The organism is Streptomyces sp. NPDC107654 (assembly GCF_055639035.1).
Map to the genome: position 1 here is coordinate 84794 of NZ_JBVKBI010000007.1, position 17324 is coordinate 102117.

Below are 17324 nucleotides of genomic sequence, written 5' to 3' on the forward strand. Positions count from 1 at the left end.
ACCGGGCGCCTCCCGACCCTCCTCCTGGTCACGTGGAGTGCTCCGGCGCGTTCGGTGCGTGTTCGGTCCCGTCGAGTGCCTCACCGGAAGGGGATTGGCCGGTTTCCGGTACAGGCCAAGAGGGCATCCACACCGTGGCGTGGGGCGAAGGAGGTCTCGGGGGTGGCGTTGGTGGTGGCACAGGAGGTGCCCACGTCGTCGAGCATGGCCGTACCCCATGGCCCTGCGGGCGTGGGGAAGGCGCGGCACCGGATGCGGGCGCAGCTACGCAGCGGTGGCGTACCGGAATCGGTCATCGACGACGCCGTACTGATCCTTTCCGAACTTTTGAGCAACGCCTGCAAACACGGGCGCCCTCTTGGGGACGCGCCGGTGGGGGACGGGGACGTCCGCGCCGCCTGGCGGGTCGACACGCGTGGGCGGCTCATCGTGGAGGTCACGGACGGCGGCGGCCCGACCCGCCCGGCGCCGGCCACTCCGTCGGTGACCGCGCACGGCGGGCGGGGGCTCAACATCATCACGGCGCTCGCCGACGACTGGGGCGTCCGGGACGACGTCCAGGGCGAGGTGACGGTCTGGGTGGTGGTCCACGCGGACGTCCACGATCCCGACGCCCGGTGCAGCCGTGAGGCTTTCGCTACGCGCGTCACCCGTCCCACGCTTCCGGACCTGACCGCTCCGGGCGTATCCGACCTGAGCACGCCGAGCGTGCCCGACGTGAGCACTCCGGGTGTCCCCGGCCTGGCCGAGCCGTCACGGCTGCCCGACCTGCCCGGCTTCCCCGGCCTCGCCGGTCTGCCCGGTCTCTCCGGTCTTCCCGGCCTGTCCGGTCTGGACTTCGCGGACGCCTTCGAGGACCTGGACTGACCGGGGCGGCCGACGGCCCCCGGTCACACCACCGGCGTCGAGCGCGCGTGCGTTGTCCACAGGTTCCCGTTGGTTGTGTCGTGAACGGCTAGGCTCCCGCCGTACGAGAAGCGCCGTAACCGGGAGACACCCACGATGGCCAAGAAGCGACCCCAGACGAAGGCCAAGCCGCAGCCGATCGACGGGGAAATCCCGGTGGTCGGCGCCCGCGAACCCTGCCCCTGCGGCAGCGGCCGACGCTACAAGGCCTGCCACGGCCGGGCCGCCGCGCACGCCGCGACCGAGCTGGTGCACCGCCCGTTCGAGGGGCTGCCCGGCGAGTGCGACTGGGTGGCGATGCGGGAGCTGGTCCCGGCGGCGACGGCCGAGCTGACCCTGAAGGACGGCCTGCCCGAGGGCGTCCCCTCGGTCACCCTGGCCACGGTGCTGCCGATGGCCTGGCCCGCGCTGCGCCGCGACGACGGCTCGGTCCTGATCGGCCTGCAGAACGACACGGCGTCCGGCGACATCAGCCGCGACCTCGCCGACACGCTGCGGCGGGCGCTGGAGGCCGAGCCCGGCACCCCGGTGCAGGGCCGCCGCGCCCCCGCCGAGGGGCCCCGGCTGCAGGACCTGCTCGACCCGGAGGCCGCCTTCGAGCCGGTCGTGCACAGCGGCTTCGAATTCTGGGTGCCGGACGCGGAGAACGCCACGCCGGAGGTGGCCGCCTCTCTGGAGCGGGCCAACGCCGCCGCCATCCCGACCGTGAAGCTGGCCGGCGTGGACGCGGCGTACTGGTGCGAGACCCCGGAGAAGAACCACCTCCGCTGGGTCATGCCGCACCCGGAGGAGCAGCTTCTGGACGCCCTCGCCCGGCTGCACGCGGCGGGCCGCTCCAGCCTCGGCGAGGGCACCCGGCTCGTGGGCTCCTTCCGTGCTCACGGCCTCACCGTGCCGGTCTGGGACCTGCCGAGCGGAGTCGGTGCCGAGGACGTGGAGAAGCCGGCCGCCGAGTTCGCCGAGCGCCTCGCCGCCGCCCTCGCCGTGCAGGAACCGCTCACTCCTGAAGAGCGCCGGGCGCGCGGCGGGCTGACCAACCGGCAGGTCACGCTCAGCTGACATCCCGCTCGCGCGTGTCACGGCTGACCGGTCGGTCAGCCCTGGCGCCGGGCCGCGGGGCAGGTGACTCCTGTCACAACTCCCGGTTCCAGCAGGGAAATCGGTGTCCGAATAGGCAACCCGGAATTTGCGAACCGCCGATCTCTTGTTACCGTTCCAGTAGCCCGGTTGCTGGTGCATCCCCCGTCGCCAGCAACCGGGTCTTTCCATCTGTGCGCCCGCCGCCGCACAGCGACCCGTGTCGCCTCTCCTGCCGGCCCCGCGTGGCCTCTCCTGCCGCCCCGCGCCGCTTCCCCTGCCGCCCCCGCGCGAAGGCCCCGCATCCCGGCACCGGCGCCCCCCGGCACCGCCGCCCCCGACGCCCGCGACACCTCAGCGGGACATCCCCGGCCGCCCGGCGCCGGTTCTCCCGACACCCGGCGCGCCTCGCCCGCCCCGCCGGCGCGGGGCCCCTCACCCCCCGCACTGCAACTCCCGTGTCCCGCTCAGGAATTACTTCCCGACCGCAGCAGGAGCGCGCCCCGCGCCCCGCGCTCCGCGAACTCCGTGACGGCCGTGTAGGCGTCCGGTCGGCCCCGCCTGTGCTCGCGCGGGGTCTCACAGGTGGCGGGCTCGTCGTCGGCCCCGGTGACACAGCGCATCTGCACGTTCCGGCCGCCCGGCCCCATCAGGCTCAACAGGGAGTCCAGCGACTCGCCGGTGGCGTTGCGGTAGTACGCGCGCGCCCAGGTGTCCTCGCCCTGCGTCAGCACACAGGTCTGCGCCTCGATGCCGTCGGGCGAGGTCAGTTCCGGTCCGCAGCGGACGGCGGTGGCGAGCCCGACGCCGAGCAGGAAGGGGGAGCGCCGGGCGGTGTCCGGGCGGTCGTCGGCACTCCCGCGGGCAGCGGCAGGCGCGGCGGTCGGCGCTGCGGACGGGTCGACGGCCGGGCCGGCGTCGCCCACCTGCCCGGCGGACGCCACGGCCAGCGGCAGCGCGACCACGCCCACCACGACACCCACGAGGGCGAGCACACGGAGCCGTCGGGGATCCCGCAGACCGCACAGCGGCCACGGAGCACGGTGGTCGCCGGACCAACCCCCGAAAGGACCCCCGGAACGAGACTCGGAGTGGCGCCCGGAACGAGGCCCGGAGGGACCCCCGGAACGAGGCCCGGAGTGGCGCCCGGCATGACGCCCGGAAGAACGCCCGGAATGACGCAGCATAGGCGGAAGATAACGAGCGAGCGGCGCTCGGCCGCCCGCCCGCGCCCGACACCCCTACAACTCGGGCGCGCTCACACCCGTACGAGTGAGGGCGTCGACCACGGCGTCCACCACGGCCTCGACGTCCGGCACCCACGGCGAGGCGGAGCCGGGCAGCGGGGCCCGCTCCCAGCGGACGGCGCCCTGGCCGGTCTCGGACGGGGGCAGCGCGAGATAGCCGCCCTCTCCGTGGAAGCGCAGGGAGCCGGGGACGAAGTCCTTGGCGTAGAGCAGCTCGCCCAGCTGCTCCATGGAGTACGGCTTCACGAGCAGCGCCCAGCGGCTCGACGAGGCGACGACCGGGCCGAGCCGCATGCCGCGCCGGTCGAGCAGGGCGAGGGCGCGGGAGGCGGCGAGCGCCGGCAGGCTGACCGCGCAGGGCGCCGTGCCTCCGGTGGCCAGGACGATCGGGGCGGTCGGCCGGTTGGTCCACCACCAGCGCACCATGCGCCCGTCGGTGGTGGCCGCGAGCAGGCCGGGGTCGAAGGGATGGGCACCGGGCACCGTGCACTCCGGGTCGGGGCAGGCGCAGCGGGCCCGCCCCTGCGGATCCGGTGCCACGCCGGGCAGTACCGGCCACTGCCATTCCGTCGCGAAGGTCAGGGCCGCGCCGATCAGCTCAGGCCTGTCGCCGTTCCGCCTGGACAGAAGCCTGCGTCGCCTTCCGAGGATCTCGCGCATGAGCGCTCGTTCCTTTCCGTTGCACCGCTGGCAACACCGTGGGCTACATCACACCATGTGTCGATCACTTCACTGTGCGTACCTTGTGGCGCATCACACCCCTGCGCACGCCGGTGAAACCCCAAGGGGTCGAACGTCGGCCGTGCCGCGTCCATAGTGCGTCGATCAAAAGCACGGCTGCGGCGTGGGGGTGGCGAAGTCTGGCGTTTTGCCGTCGCGCGTATTTCTCTCCGCCTCCGCCACGGGAGGATGGGGCTCGGCCGTCGGTGGCTATGACGCCCGGGTCCGTCGCCAGGTTCCGGGTGGTCCCCAACCACCCCTGGCCTTCACCGAGTACGTACCCATCACGACCGCTGTGACGCTCCGTGGAGCAAGGCCAGTCGACCGCAATGAGGCGATACCTAAGGCAGTTTTTAGCCAACTTGGCAGTAAGGCAAGGGGTTCGGGAAAAACCCTCCCCGACTCCATGGACACCAGGAATCCTCGCAGGACAATGCTGGACATCCCCTCACGAGTGCGTGTACATGTGGAGACACTGCTAGCGGCGCAGAATGACATGGGGGTTCGCGATGCTTTTGAGCAATACGCACCGGTCTGAAGGCCGGGCGCCATGAACGCCCCGCATCCTCCGAAAGTGGCCGGAATCGATCCCACGGTTCCCACTCCCGCCCACACTGTCGCACCCGCCCCGCCCGCCTCCGGCGCCCCCGCCGTCCCCGCCCCCCACGCCCCCGCCCCCGCCCCCGGCGCCGTCCTCCAGGACCGGCTGGCCGGCTGGGTCTCCGATCTGACGACCCTCCACGAACTCACCGAGCGCCTCTCCCGCACCCACGCCCTCGACCACGCCCTGCACGAACTGCTGCGCGCCGGAGCCACCCTGGTCGGCGCCCGCCGCGGCCTGGTCGTCCTGGAGCCCGCCGACGGCCTCGGCCCCCGCACCACGCTCGGCCTCGGCCTCGGCCGCGCCGACCTCGGCCACATCGAGACCGTGCCGCCCGGTGCCCTGCCGTACGACACCGGCGCCGCCGCCGAGATCGCCCACCCCGACCTGTTCGCCGAGGACGGCCTGGACCCGCGCCACCGTGAGGTCGCCGCCCGCCTCGGCTACGCCGCCAGCTACGCCCTCCCGCTGGCCACCGAGACCGCCGGCCGCCTCGGCGCCGCCGTGTGGCTCTACGACGAACCGGCCGAGCCGGACGAACGCCGGCGCCACCTCGTCGGGCTCTACGTCCGGAACGCCACCGAACACCTCGCCCGGCTGCTGGAGGTGGAACGCACGCGCGCGTGCGTGGCGACGCTCACCAGGGAGCTGCTGCCCTCCCGGCTGCCCCGGGTGGCCGGCGTCCAGCTCGCCGCCCGGCACCGCACCGGTCCGCGCGGCGGCGGCGACTGGTACGACGCCCTGCCGCTGCCGGAGGCCGCGCTGGGCCTGTCCGTCGGCTCGGTCACCGGCTCCGGGCCCAGCGCGGTGGCCGCCATGGGCCGGCTGCGGGCCTCCCTGCGCGCCTACGCCGTGATGGAGGGCGAGGACCCGGTCGCCGTCCTGTCCGACCTGGAGCTGCTGCTGCGGCTGACCGAGCCCGCACGCTCCGCCACCGCCCTGTTCGCCTACTGCGAGCCCGCCCTGCGCAAGATCACCCTGGCCGGGGCCGGGCACAGCCCGCCTCTGCTGACCGGGGAGCGGCGCACCGAGTTCGCCGAGACCTCCGTCTCCGCCCCGCTCGGCATGCTCGCCTGCTGGGAGGCGCCCAGCGTGGAGATCCAGGCGGCGGCCGGGGAGACGGTCCTGCTCTACACCGACGGACTGCTGCACCGTACCGGCGACCCGATGGACCGGGCCTTCGCCCGGCTGCACGCCGCCGCGGCGGGCCTCCCGCGCGCGGTGCGGCACGATCCTGGAGCCGTCGCCGACCACGTCCTGCGCGCGGTCCTGCCGGACGGCCTGGACGCCGCCGACAGCGAGGAGGACGTGGTCCTGCTCGCGGCCCGCTTCGACTGAGCGCCACGCTTCGGCCGAGCACCGCGCTCCCACCGAGCGCCGCGCTCCGGCGGCTGGCATGACCGGGCATAACAGGTCATCCGCCCCCGCCCGGACCCGGTACGACCGTACGATGATGGAGGTCCCCGCTCGGCCACAAGCAGGAGCGTCGCGGGCCCCGGGGGAGATCAATGGCGTATCGAGGAGGATCACGTGTCCGACGAGCTCAACCCGGCTGTACCCGACTCCGCTACCGCGGAGGGCCCGGAGACCGAGGCCGAGGAGACCGTCAAGCAGCGGAAGAACGGCCTGTACCCGGGCGTCTCCGACGAGCTGGCCGAGAACATGAAGTCCGGCTGGGCCGACACGGAGCTGCGTGACCTGGAGCCGGTCGAGCAGGCCGGGCACACCGCGCGCCGCCGTGCCGCGCTCTCCGCCCGCTTCCCCGGCGAGCGCCTGGTGATCCCGGCGGGCAACCTGAAGACCCGCTCGAACGACACCGAGTACCCCTTCCGCGCCTCCGTCGAGTACGCGTACCTCACCGGCAACCAGACCGAGGACGGCGTCCTGGTCCTGGAGCCCAAGGGCGACGCCCACGAGGCGACGATCTACCTCCTGCCGCGCTCGGACCGTGAGAACGGCGAGTTCTGGCTCTCCGGCCAGGGCGAGCTGTGGGTCGGCCGCCGGCACTCCCTCACCGAGTCCGAGGCGCTCTACGGCATCCCGGCCGCCGACGTGCGCGAGCTGGCCGACCAGCTCCGCGAGGCCACCGGCCCGGTCCGCGTGGTGCGCGGCCACGACGCCGGCATCGAGGCCGCCCTGACCGACAAGGTCACCGCCGAGCGCGACGAGGAGCTGCGGGTCTTCCTCTCCGAGATGCGTCTGGTCAAGGACGAGTTCGAGATCGGCGAGCTGCAGAAGGCCGTCGACTCCACCGTGCGCGGCTTCGAGGACGTCGTGAAGGTCCTCGACAAGGCCGAGGCCACGTCCGAGCGCTACATCGAGGGCACGTTCTTCCTCCGCGCGCGCGTGGAGGGCAACGACGTCGGCTACGGCTCCATCTGCGCGGCCGGCCCGCACGCCTGCACCCTGCACTGGGTCCGCAACGACGGTCCGGTCCGCTCCGGCGACCTGCTCCTGCTGGACGCGGGCGTGGAGACGCACACCCTGTACACCGCCGACGTCACGCGCACGCTGCCGGTCGACGGCAGGTACAGCGAGATCCAGAAGAAGATCTACGACGCCGTGTACGAGGCCCAGGAGGCCGGTATCGCGGCCGTGCGGCCGGGCGCCAAGTACCGCGACTTCCACGACGCCGCGCAGCGCGTGCTGGCCGAGCGGCTCGTCGAGTGGGGCCTGGTCGAGGGCCCGGTCGAGCGCGTTCTGGAGCTGGGCCTCCAGCGCCGCTGGACCCTGCACGGCACCGGGCACATGCTCGGCATGGACGTCCACGACTGCGCTGCCGCGCGGACCGAGACGTACGTGGACGGCACGCTGGAGCCGGGCATGGTCCTCACCGTCGAGCCCGGGCTGTACTTCCAGGCCGACGACCTGACCGTGCCGGAGGAGTACCGGGGCATCGGCGTCCGGATCGAGGACGACATCCTCGTGACGGAGGACGGCAACCGGAACCTGAGCGCTGCGCTGCCTCGGCGGTCGGACGAGGTCGAATCCTGGATGGCCTCGCTGAAGGGCTGATCTGCGTTTGAATGGCCGGGTACCGGGGAGGTGCCCGGCCATTTCGTCTGCGGGTGGAGCCGTGGCTGGTCGCGCAGGTCCCCGCGCCCCTTACGGGGCGCTGCACTCACGGGGGTGGACACGTGGACGACTTCTGGGCCGCATGCGGTGTGGACCTGCAACTCGAACCCGACTCGGCCGACGGACGCCGGGTCGGGCTCGAACGGGCGCTGAGGGACGCCGTACGCGAGGGGCGGCTCGCGCCCGGTACCCGGCTCCCCGCCACCCGGCGGCTCGCGGCCGGCCTGGGCATCTCGCGCGGCACCGCCAAGGCGGCGTACGACCAGCTGGTGGCCGAGGGGTACCTGACGGCCCGGCAGGGTTCCGGTACCCGGGTCGCCGAGCTGCCCGTCGTGGACGCCGAGGCGCCGCAGGCGCACGCACGCGCGCGTGCCCCCCGCCACGACCTGCGCCCGGGCAGCCCGGATGTCGGCGCGTTCCCGGCGGCGGCCTGGCTGCGCGCGCTGCGCCGCGCCATAGCGACGGCCCCCTCGCTGGCGTACGACTACGGCGACCCGCGCGGCCGGATCGAGCTGCGCACCGCGCTCTCCGGTTATCTGGGCCGGGCGCGCGGAGTGCTCGCGCCGCCGGAGCGGATCGTCGTCACCTCCGGGTACGTCCAGGGCCTCGCGCTGCTCACGCGTGTCCTGGGCGGTGCCGCCGTCGCCATGGAGGACCCGGGGCTGCCGTTCCACCGGGACGTGGTGCGGCACAACGGCGGAACGGTCCTGCCGGTCCCGGTCGACACGCGCGGGGTGCGCCCGGAGGAGCTGGGTGACGCGGCGGCCGTGGTGGTCACGCCGGCCCACCAGTACCCGACCGGGGTGACCCTCCACCCCGAGCGGCGCCGGGCGCTCACCGACTGGGCCCGCGCGCGGGGCGGGCTCATCGTCGAGGACGACTACGACGGCGAGTTCCGCTACGACCGGCAGCCGGTGGGCGCGGTGCAGGGCATGGCGCCCGGACAGGTCGTCTATCTCGGCACCGCCTCCAAGACGCTCGGCCCCGCGCTGCGCCTCGGCTGGATGGTGCTGCCCCCGCACCTGGTCGACGCGGTCACCGAGGTCAAGCTGCACAGCGACCACCACACCGAGACCATCGGCCAGCTCGCCCTCGCCGAGCTGATCGACAGCCACGCCTACGACCGCCACGTGCGCGCGTGCCGACTGCGTTACCGGCGGCGCCGGGACCAGCTGCTGGACCGGCTGGGGGCGCGCAGGAGCGTGCGCGGGATCGCGGCGGGGCTGCACGCGCTGATCGAGGTTCCGGACGAGGCCGAGGTGCTGGCCCGGGCGGAGGCGGAGGGCCTGGCGCTGGGCACCCTCGGCGAGCACTGGCACAGCCCGCGCGCCGGCCGGCCGCAGGGCCTGGTCGTCGGCTACGGCACCCCCCGGGAGCGGGCGTACCCGGAGGCCCTGGAGGCACTGGCGAAGGTGCTGGGGCCGCCCCGCTGAGCCCTCGCGCCCGTGCTCGTCACGCCGTGAGCAGCGAAGGATCCTTCTTCCACTTGAGGATCTTGTCGAAGCTGACCACCGTGCCGCTCCGGCCGGGCTTGGCACCGATGTGGACGTGGTCGGCGAGTTCGCGGATCAGACAGAGGCCGCGGCCGTGCTCGGCGTCCGGGCGGGCCGGCCGGGGGTCGAGGGGGCGGGTGAGACCGGGACCGGAGTCGGCCACCTCGATGCGGCACTTCTCGCCGTCGAGGTACGCGGTGACCCGGTACGCCTCCGAGGCGCCGCGCGCGGCGTCCCCGCCGTGCTCGACGGCGTTCGCGCACGCCTCGCTCAGGGCGACGGACAGGTCGTAGGAGATCTCGGGGTCGACGCCCGCCGTCTCCATCGTGCCGATCAGCAGCCGCCGGGCGAGCGGCACGCTGGCGGCCTCGCGCCGCAGATGGAGTGACCACCAGATGCTCATGCTCCAGCCTCCTGGCCGCGGCTCGACATACCGTTACGTATTGCCGCCCGTAGGTTTCCGTAAGCACTCCGTCGCCGTGACCGAGCCCATACGGCCGATGTGCGCCGGGAGGAATCGGTGTATGAGGGACGCGCATCGCGGCCGGATCGGACGACCTGGCGTACGCCGCCGGTGCGGGCAGTGCGATGATGAGGCGGCCATGACTGCCCCCCACCCGCGCACGGCGCGTCCCGGAGCCGGGCTCCGGATTCTGCGGGCCGCGGTGTTCGCCGCGGTCTGCGTCGCGCTGGCCGCGTGCGGGCACACCCTGGCCTCCTGCGCGAGCGTGCCACTGTGGACGCTCTGCGCGGGCTTCCTCGGCTCGCTGCTGCTCGTGGCACCGCTCGCCGGGCGGGCCCGCTCGCTGCCGGGCATCGCCGCGCTCCTCGCCCTCGGCCAGACCGTGCTGCACACGCTGTTCGGGCTGGGCCAGCACGGGACCGCCGTGACCTCCGGCGGGATGCCGGCGGCGTCGATGACGGCCGGCGGTCCGACGGGCGGCGCGACGACCGGCGGGATGCTGAGCGACAGCGCGCTGGTCGAGCAGGCCGCCCGGCTGGTGTGCGGGTCGGCCCCGGCGTCACTCACCCCCGGGCATGCCTTCCGGCTGCTGCTCGACGCGCGTCTCATCGACCGCGCCGGACGGCCCACGGCCGCCCTCGGCACCATGGAGCACGCGCACGACGCGACCGGCGCCTCGGCCGGCCTGCTGCCGTCGCTGCCGATGCTGCTCGGCCATCTGCTCGCGGCCCTCGCCGTGGGCTGGCTGCTGCGCCGCGGGGACCTGGCCGTGCTGCGGCTGATCGCCCTGTCGGCGCATGGAGTCGCGGAGGGGGCGCTCGTACGGTCCCTGCGCGCCGCGCTCGCGCTGACGCGCGCCCTGTGCTCCGGGCTGCCGCCCGCCACCGGGCCCGGCCCCCGCGGCCCGCGCGACGACCGCGACGAGGCACCGGCCCCGCACACCGCCGTACTCCAGCACACGGTGATCCGCCGCGGCCCGCCCGCCGCCGGCTTCCTCCTCGCCGCCTGACGCGGTCACCGCTCCACTTCTTCACGAACAGGGATTCCGGTGCGCCGCCGTCGAGCGGCACGCGCGCGTGCGCGTATTCCTCTTCACCACCGGAACCACCCGGACCTGACTCAGAGTGGAGTGTCTGCTTCCATGAAGGCTTCTCGTATCGCCGCCGCCGCTGCCGTCGCGGGTACGGCCGTCCTCACGCTGTCCGCCCCCGCCTTCGCGCACGTCTCCGTGCAGCCGGAGGGCACGGCGGCCAAGGGCGGTTACGCGGTCGTGGACTTCAAGGTCCCGAACGAGCGCGACAACGCCTCGACCACCAAGGTCGAGGTCAACCTCCCGGCCGACCACCCGATCGCCTCCGTGATGCCGGAGGCGCTCCCCGGCTGGAAGGTCGAGGTCACCAAGGCCAAGCTGGACAAGCCGCTCACCATGCACGGCGAGAAGATCGACGAGGCCGTCACCAAGGTCACCTGGACCGCCGACGGCAAGGGCATCGAGCCCGGCTACTTCCAGAAGTTCCCGGTCTCCCTGGGCGCCCTGCCCGAGAACACCGACGAACTGGTCTTCAAGGCGGTCCAGACGTACTCCAACAAGGAGGTCGTGCGCTGGATCGAGGTGCCGCAGGAGGGCCAGGACGAACCGGAGAACCCGGCCCCCGTCCTGGAGCTGTCCGCCGCCACCGACGACCACCACGGCTCGGCAGCCGCCGAGAAGACGGCCGACAAGACCGAGAAGACGGCCGCCGCCGACTCCGGCAGCGGCAGTGACACCACCGCCCGCGTGCTCGGCGTGGTGGGCATCGTCATCGGTGTCGCCGGCGTGGGCTACGGCGTCGTCGCGAGCCGCCGCCGGACCACCGCCTGAGCCCCTCGTTCCGCCGCGCGTACCGGGCGTCGTGCGGGGCCGTCGTCGTGACGCCCGCACGACCCCGGTGCGCGCCGGAGTTCATACATCTGGGACATTTCTCTATGCGCAAGAAGACGTTCACGGCGGCCGTCCTGCTCGCCGCCGCCACCCTGACCCTCTCCGCCTGCGGCTCCGGGGACGACGACGCCGGCTCGTCGGTCGCCGTGGTGGAGGGAGGATCCGGCGCGGGCAGGGCCGCCACCGTCCTCGACCGGCCGTTCGACAAGCCGGACCTGGTCCTCACCGACACCCACGGCCGGACGTACGACCTCCGCAAGGAGACCAAGGGCCACCCGACCCTCGTCTACTTCGGCTACACCCACTGCCCCGACGTCTGCCCGACCACCATGAGCAACATCGCCGTCGCCAAGAAGGCGCTGCCCAAGGCCGCGCAGAACGACCTCCGGGTCGTGTTCGTCACCACCGACCCCGGCCGGGACACCCCCGCCGAGATGGGCAGGTGGCTCAAGGGCATCGACCCCCAGTTCATCGGCCTGACCGGCGACTTCGCCAAGATCCAGGCGGGCGCCAAGTCCGTCGGCATCTCCGTGGAGCCGACGAGCAAGGACAAGAACGGCAAGCTCGTCTCGGTGCACGGCACCCAGGTCATCGCCTTCTCCCCGAAGACCGACGCCGGGTACGTGCTCTACGGCGAGAGCGCCTCGGTCGACGACTACACCAAGGACCTGCCCAAGCTCGTCGAGGGAGCCACCCCGTGAGGCGTCGTACCGCCGCCCTGACCGCGGGCGCGCTCACCGGTGCCCTCGCCCTCACGGGCTGCTCGGGTTCCGGTACGGGGCCCGGGCGGGCCGAGCTGTCCGTCAGCGCGTCCTACATGCCCCAGCCCGTCTCCGCCGACATGGCCGCCGGCTTCCTCACGATCACCAACAAGGGCGCCTCCGAGGACGAGCTGACCTCGGTCACCAGTGACGCCGCCGGCGAGGTCACCATGCACAGCACGACGGGCGGCGCCATGACGGAGCGGTCCTCCTTCGCCATACCGGCCCACGGGAAGCTCGTGTTCCGCAGCGGTGGCAACCATCTGATGTTCGAGAAGCTGAAGCACGCGCCGAGGCGGGGCCAGACGGTCACCGTGAAGCTCGGATTCGCCAAGTCCGGGCCGCTCACCGTCGAGATGCCGGTGAAGTCCACCACGTACAACCCGTCGACCGGCCACTGAGGGAGGGATCACCGTGACCCGGACCACCACCCCCCGCCTGCGGATCCTGCTGCTGCTGTTCCTCGCCGTCACCGGCGCGCTGCTGGCGGGCGCCGGACCGGCCTCCGCCCACGCGGCACTGACCGGCAGCGACCCCGCGCAGGGGGTGGTGGCCGACAAGGCGCCCACCCAGGTGTCGCTCACCTTCTCCGAGAAGGTGGCGATGAACGACGACTCCCTGCGCGTCCTCGACCCCCGGGGCAAGCCGGTCCAGACGGGCAGCCCCGCCAACGTGAGCGGCACGACGTACGCCGTGAAGCTCAAGAGCGGCCTGGCCAAGGGCACCTACACGGTCACCTACCAGGTCGTCTCGGCGGACAGCCACCCCGTCGCCGGCGCCTACACCTTCTCCGTCGGAGCGCCCTCGCGGACGGTCGTCTCCGGCACCGGCCCGGCCGCGGGCGGCGGAGTCGTGGGCGGGCTCTACGCCTTCGGCCGGTACGTGTCGTACGCCGGTTTCCTCGTCCTCGCCGGCGGCGCGGCCTTCGTGCTCGCCTGCTGGCGGCGCGGCGCGGGCGTACGGCCCCTGCAGCGGCTCGTCGTCGGCGGCTGGATCGCGCTGACCGCGGCCACCCTGTGGCTGCTGCTCCTGCGCGGCGCGTACACCACCTCGGGGAAGTTCGCCGACGTCTTCGACCTCGACCTGCTCGGCCAGGTGCTCCAGACCAAGACCGGTGCCGCCCTGGTCTCCCGGCTGCTGCTGCTCGCCGCCGCCGCGCTGTTCGTCGCCGTCCTCTTCGGCGCCTACACCCGGCGGGAGGAGGGCCAGGACAAGCGCGACCTGACCTTCGGGCTCGCCGTCGGCGGGGTCGTCGTCGCGGCCGGGCTCGCGGCCAGCTGGGCCATGGCCGAGCACGCCTCCACCGGGCTCCAGCCGGGCCTCGCCATGCCGGTCGACGTCGTCCACCTGCTGGCCGTCGCCGCCTGGCTGGGCGGTCTCGCCGCCCTGCTGACCGCGCTGTACCGGGCGCCCGCCGACACCCCGGTCGAGGCCGCCGCCGTCCAGCGCTTCTCCCGGGTGGCCTTCGGGTCCGTCCTCGCGCTCGTCGCCACCGGCGTCTACCAGTCCTGGCGGCAGCTCGGCTCCTGGTCGGCGTTCACCGAGACCCGGTACGGGCAGCTGCTGCTGGTCAAGATCGGGCTGGTGGTGGTGCTGGTCGGCATCGCGGGCGTGTCCCGGCGCTGGACGGGCCGGCTCACGGACCCGGTCGCCCGCCCCGCGAAGGGGCAGAAGGGCCAGACACAGGCCCGGCGGGAGCCGGCGCAGGCGCGCAAGGAGCAGGTCACCGTCTCCAGGGCGAGCGGTGACGACAAGGGCGAGAGCAAGGGCGCCGGTTCCGGCTCCGCGTCCGGTGCCGCTTCCGGCTCCGGCTCCGGCTCGGGTGACACCCGGCGTGCCGCCCAGCTCGCCCGGCAGCGCGCGGCCGTCGACGCCGCCCGGGAGAAGCGGCTGCGTGACGCCGACCCGCACCGCTTCGGTCTGCGCCGCTCGGTCCTCGCCGAGGCCGGCGTCGCCCTGGTCCTGCTCGCCGTGACGACGGCGCTGACCCAGACCGAGCCGGGCCGCACCGAGCAGGAGGCCGAGGCGGCCACCTCCGCGTCGACCGGCTCCGGCACCTCGTCGGCCTCCGGCGCACTCACCCTGGACATGCCGTTCGACACCGGCGGCACCGACGGCAAGGGCGTCGTCAGCATCGACCTCGACCCCGCGCGCGCGGGCGGCAACGAGATGCACGTCTACGTCCAGCGGCCCAACGGCCGGGCCTTCGACGTCCCCGAGGTGAAGGTCGCCTTCACCCTGGAGGCGAAGAAGATCGGCCCGCTCCCCGTGAACCCCGACCACATCGCCACCGGCCACTGGTCGGCGAACGACGTGCAGATCCCCATGGCCGGCGACTGGAGGATCGCCGTCACGGTCCGCACCTCCGACATCGACCAGGCGACCGTCTCCAAGAACGCGCAGATCGGCTGAACCCCACCATGCCCGAGAAGTCCCTCCCCCAGGCCCGCACGCCCGAGGCCCCGGCGACGCGGCCCGTCTCCGGCCCGGGCGGCATCTCCCGGCGCGCCCTGCTCGGCACCGCCGGCGCCACCGGCCTCGTGCTCGGCGCGGCCGGCGGTGCCGTGGGGTACGCGGCCGCGCCCGCGGGGGCCGTCCCGCTGACCTCGGTGGGCTCCGACCGGGCGATGTTTCACGGGAAACATCAGCCCGGCATCACCGAGGGCCTCCAGGCGCGCGGCCATCTCGTCGCCTTCGACCTGGCGGCGGGCGCGGGCCGCAAGGAGGCGGCGGCCCTGCTGCGCCGCTGGTCGGCCACGGCCGAGAGGCTGATGGCGGGCGAGGCGGCTCCGCACGACGACACCGGTGTGGCCCGGGACGCGGGCCCGTCCTCGCTGACCCTCACCTTCGGCTTCGGCCACAGCTTCTTCACCCGGACCGGCCTGGAGAAGCAGCGGCCGGCCGCGCTCGACCCCCTGCCGGACTTCTCCTCCGACCGGCTCGACAAGTCCCGCAGCGACGGCGACCTGTGGGTGCAGATCGGCGCGAACGACGCCCTGGTCGCCTTCCACGCCCTGCGCGCGATCCAGAAGGACGCCGGTGCGGCCGCGCGGGTGCGCTGGCAGATGAACGGCTTCAACCGCAGCCCGGGTGCCACCGCCCACCCCATGACGGCCCGCAACCTCATGGGGCAGATCGACGGCACCCGCAACCCCAAGCCCGCCGACGCCGACTTCGACCGGCGGATCTTCGTGCCCGCCTCGGGGGAGCCCGCCTGGATGGCGAACGGCTCGTACGCCGTCGTGCGCCGGATCCGCATGCTCCTGGACGACTGGGAGAAGCTGTCACTGCCGGCCCAGGAGGCGGTCATCGGGCGCCGCAAGGCCGACGGGGCGCCGCTGTCCGGTGGTGACGAGACGACCGCGATGGACCTGGAGAAGGCGGACTCCAGGGGCGACTACGTCGTCCCGCTGAACGCGCACGCCCGGATCACCCGGCCCGACCAGAACGGCGGCGCGGCCATGCTGCGGCGGCCCTTCTCCTATCACGACGGCATCGACGCGGACGGCGCACCGGACGCCGGTCTCCTCTTCGTCTGCTGGCAGGCGGACCCGCTGCGCGGCTTCGTCCCGGTGCAGCGCAAGCTCGACCGGGGCGACGCGCTGTCCCGGTACATCCGGCACGAGGCAAGCGGTCTGTTCGCCGTCCCGGGCGGGGCGGCGGAGGGCGAGTACGTGGGGCAGCGGCTGTTGGAGGGCTGAAGCCGCCGAAGGGTGAACCGGCTTCAAACCACCCGGTCGAGTGGCGTTCGTGAGACACATGCGACGGGCCTTCCCCCGGCCATTAGGGTGAGGGGCATGCCAGCGAGCTATGCCTATCTCGGCCCGGAGGGCACCTTCACGGAGGTCGCCCTGCGCACGCTTCCGGAGGCGGCCACTCGGGAGCTGATCCCGTACGTGTCGGTGCAGTCCGCGCTGGACGCGGTGCGGGCCGGCGAGGCCGAGGCCGCGTTCGTGCCGATCGAGAACTCCGTCGAGGGCGGCATCACCACCACCCTGGACGAACTGGTCGCCGGTGAACCGCTGACGATCTACCGTGAGGTGCTGCTGTCGATCACCTTCGCGCTGCTGGTCCGCCCCGGCACCCGGCTCGCGGACATCAAGACGGTCTCCGCCCACCCCGCGGCCCAGCCGCAGGTGCGCAACTGGCTGCGCGCCCACCTCCCGGACGCCCTCTGGGAGTCGGCCGCCTCCAACGCGGACGCCGCCCGCCTCGTCCAGGAGGGCCGCTACGACGCCGCCTTCGCGGGCGAGTTCGCCGCCGCCCGGTACGGCCTGGAGCCGCTGGAGACCGGGATCCACGACGCGGAGAACGCCCAGACCCGGTTCGTTCTGGTCGGCCGTCCCGCCCGCCCGGCCGCGCCCACCGGCGCCGACAAGACCTCGGTGGTGCTGTGGCAGCGCGACGACCACCCCGGCGCCCTGCGCGACCTGCTCGGCGAGTTCGCCTCACGTGGCATCAACCTCATGCTGCTGCAGTCCCGGCCGACCGGCGCCGGGATCGGCAACTACTGCTTCTGCATCGACGCCGAGGGCCACATCTCCGACCGGCGGATGGCGGAGGCGCTGATGGGGCTGCGGCGGATCTGTCTGCAGGTGCGCTTCCTCGGCTCCTATCCGCGCGCGGACATCGCACCGGGCAAGGCCCGTCCGATACTGCCGGGGACTTCGGACGAGGAGTTCATGGCGGCGGCGGACTGGGTGGCGCGCTGCCAGGACGGCCGCTTCTAGCCGGACACTCCGGCGCACCGGTCATACCTGCATACGAACGTTATCCACAGAAGTTATCCACAGGTCCGCTTCTCGACCTGGGGACAAGTCGACAGGGCAGGGTCATCGGGTCGACAAATCGGCCCGAAGCCTCCCGTCGCGGCCAGCAGCCCCCGGGTCGCCCTTCATCCACCCGTTTCCTTTGGTTCATCTTTTGGGGCGACCGTTTTCCACCCGAACGTGGGTGTCGATCGGGTTTGACCCGGGAATTCTTCAGCTCGTTCGAGCTTTCCGGAGTGATCAATTCCGAAGTCCACAGACTATCCACACAGCCTGTGGATAACTCTTCGG

General features: G+C 73.3%; 15 protein-coding genes. 12 read left to right on the forward strand and 3 right to left on the reverse strand.

All coding sequences use genetic code 11. From position 1 onward, the window contains the following. The first annotated feature begins 75 nt into the window (after positions 1–75). Both ACZ7N4_RS14880 and ACZ7N4_RS14885 read left to right on the forward strand, forming a co-directional pair. Complete coding sequence (locus tag ACZ7N4_RS14880; protein WP_471358199.1) at positions 76–867, forward strand: ATP-binding protein; 792 nt, start codon at positions 76–78, stop codon at positions 865–867. Between the two features lie 135 nt (positions 868–1002). Then, a complete protein-coding gene (locus tag ACZ7N4_RS14885; RefSeq protein ID WP_471358201.1) occupies positions 1003–1965 on the forward strand; it encodes a DUF5926 family protein in 963 nt (320 codons plus the stop codon). A gap of 485 nt (positions 1966–2450) precedes the next feature. Here ACZ7N4_RS14885 and ACZ7N4_RS14890 read toward each other — a convergent pair whose 3' ends face one another. Together ACZ7N4_RS14890 and ACZ7N4_RS14895 are read right to left on the reverse strand one after the other, a co-directional pair. Next, positions 2451–2966: a hypothetical protein gene (locus tag ACZ7N4_RS14890; RefSeq protein WP_471358203.1), complete on the reverse strand. Its 516-nt coding sequence runs from the start codon at positions 2964–2966 to the stop codon at positions 2451–2453. A 258-nt stretch (positions 2967–3224) separates the two neighbouring features. Beyond that, a complete protein-coding gene (locus tag ACZ7N4_RS14895; RefSeq protein ID WP_471358205.1) occupies positions 3225–3890 on the reverse strand; it encodes a bifunctional DNA primase/polymerase in 666 nt (221 codons plus the stop codon). Positions 3891–4500: 610 nt separating this feature from the next. Between ACZ7N4_RS14895 and ACZ7N4_RS14900 the strand changes: the two genes are divergently transcribed. The 3 genes from ACZ7N4_RS14900 to pdxR all read left to right on the forward strand — a co-directional run bounded on the left by ACZ7N4_RS14900 (position 4501) and on the right by pdxR (position 9059). Then, the gene (locus ACZ7N4_RS14900; RefSeq protein WP_471358207.1) at positions 4501–5889 is read left to right on the forward strand and encodes a PP2C family protein-serine/threonine phosphatase; all 1389 of its coding nucleotides are present in this window, start codon (positions 4501–4503) and stop codon (positions 5887–5889) included. Positions 5890–6081: 192 nt separating this feature from the next. Then, a complete protein-coding gene (locus ACZ7N4_RS14905; RefSeq protein WP_471358209.1) occupies positions 6082–7566 on the forward strand; it encodes an aminopeptidase P family protein in 1485 nt (494 codons plus the stop codon). Positions 7567–7688: 122 nt separating this feature from the next. Continuing rightward, positions 7689–9059 carry a MocR-like pyridoxine biosynthesis transcription factor PdxR gene (gene pdxR / locus ACZ7N4_RS14910; RefSeq protein WP_471358211.1) on the forward strand — a complete coding sequence of 457 codons (1371 nt, stop codon included), beginning with the start codon at positions 7689–7691 and terminating at the stop codon, positions 9057–9059. Positions 9060–9078: 19 nt separating this feature from the next. On the opposite strand, the gene ACZ7N4_RS14915 is transcribed toward pdxR, so the two are convergent. Next, complete coding sequence (locus tag ACZ7N4_RS14915; protein ID WP_471358213.1) at positions 9079–9522, reverse strand: ATP-binding protein; 444 nt, start codon at positions 9520–9522, stop codon at positions 9079–9081. Positions 9523–9721: 199 nt separating this feature from the next. Between ACZ7N4_RS14915 and ACZ7N4_RS14920 the strand changes: the two genes are divergently transcribed. The 7 genes from ACZ7N4_RS14920 (at position 9722) to pheA (ending at position 16994) form a co-directional block, all read left to right on the forward strand. Continuing rightward, positions 9722–10591, forward strand: coding sequence for a hypothetical protein (locus ACZ7N4_RS14920; RefSeq protein WP_471358215.1), 870 nt, complete (start codon positions 9722–9724; stop codon positions 10589–10591). 132 nt (positions 10592–10723) lie between these two features. Beyond that, complete coding sequence (locus ACZ7N4_RS14925) at positions 10724–11443, forward strand: YcnI family copper-binding membrane protein (RefSeq protein WP_471358217.1); 720 nt, start codon at positions 10724–10726, stop codon at positions 11441–11443. Positions 11444–11547: 104 nt separating this feature from the next. Then, on the forward strand, positions 11548–12204 hold the full coding sequence (locus ACZ7N4_RS14930; protein WP_471358220.1) for an SCO family protein: 657 nt from the start codon (positions 11548–11550) through the stop codon (positions 12202–12204). Then, positions 12201–12665 carry a copper chaperone PCu(A)C gene (locus tag ACZ7N4_RS14935; protein WP_471358223.1) on the forward strand — a complete coding sequence of 155 codons (465 nt, stop codon included), beginning with the start codon at positions 12201–12203 and terminating at the stop codon, positions 12663–12665. The genes ACZ7N4_RS14930 and ACZ7N4_RS14935 overlap by 4 nt, the downstream gene beginning before the upstream one ends. 13 nt (positions 12666–12678) lie before the next feature. Next, positions 12679–14676 (forward strand): copper resistance CopC/CopD family protein, encoded by a 1998-nt coding sequence (locus tag ACZ7N4_RS14940; protein WP_471358226.1) that lies wholly within the window; start codon positions 12679–12681, stop codon positions 14674–14676. A gap of 8 nt (positions 14677–14684) precedes the next feature. Beyond that, entirely contained in the window at positions 14685–15965 is a 1281-nt protein-coding gene (gene efeB, locus ACZ7N4_RS14945) for an iron uptake transporter deferrochelatase/peroxidase subunit (RefSeq protein ID WP_471358228.1), read from the forward strand. 96 nt (positions 15966–16061) lie between these two features. Beyond that, complete coding sequence (gene pheA, locus ACZ7N4_RS14950) at positions 16062–16994, forward strand: prephenate dehydratase (protein ID WP_471358231.1); 933 nt, start codon at positions 16062–16064, stop codon at positions 16992–16994. The last annotated feature ends 330 nt before the right edge of the window (positions 16995–17324 follow it).

Bases quoted from the DNA above. Each gene is read 5' to 3' on its own strand.
- efeB (WP_471358228.1), top strand. From the start codon at position 14,685: ATGCCCGAGAAGTCCCTCCCCCAGGCCCGCACGCCCGAGGCCCCGGCG.
- ACZ7N4_RS14895 (WP_471358205.1), bottom strand. From the start codon at position 3,890: ATGCGCGAGATCCTCGGAAGGCGACGCAGGCTTCTGTCCAGGCGGAAC.
- ACZ7N4_RS14930 (WP_471358220.1), top strand. From the start codon at position 11,548: ATGCGCAAGAAGACGTTCACGGCGGCCGTCCTGCTCGCCGCCGCCACC.
- ACZ7N4_RS14925 (WP_471358217.1), top strand. From the start codon at position 10,724: ATGAAGGCTTCTCGTATCGCCGCCGCCGCTGCCGTCGCGGGTACGGCC.
- ACZ7N4_RS14920 (WP_471358215.1), top strand. From the start codon at position 9,722: ATGACTGCCCCCCACCCGCGCACGGCGCGTCCCGGAGCCGGGCTCCGG.
- pheA (WP_471358231.1), top strand. From the start codon at position 16,062: ATGCCAGCGAGCTATGCCTATCTCGGCCCGGAGGGCACCTTCACGGAG.
- ACZ7N4_RS14885 (WP_471358201.1), top strand. From the start codon at position 1,003: ATGGCCAAGAAGCGACCCCAGACGAAGGCCAAGCCGCAGCCGATCGAC.
- ACZ7N4_RS14900 (WP_471358207.1), top strand. From the start codon at position 4,501: ATGAACGCCCCGCATCCTCCGAAAGTGGCCGGAATCGATCCCACGGTT.
- ACZ7N4_RS14915 (WP_471358213.1), bottom strand. From the start codon at position 9,522: ATGAGCATCTGGTGGTCACTCCATCTGCGGCGCGAGGCCGCCAGCGTG.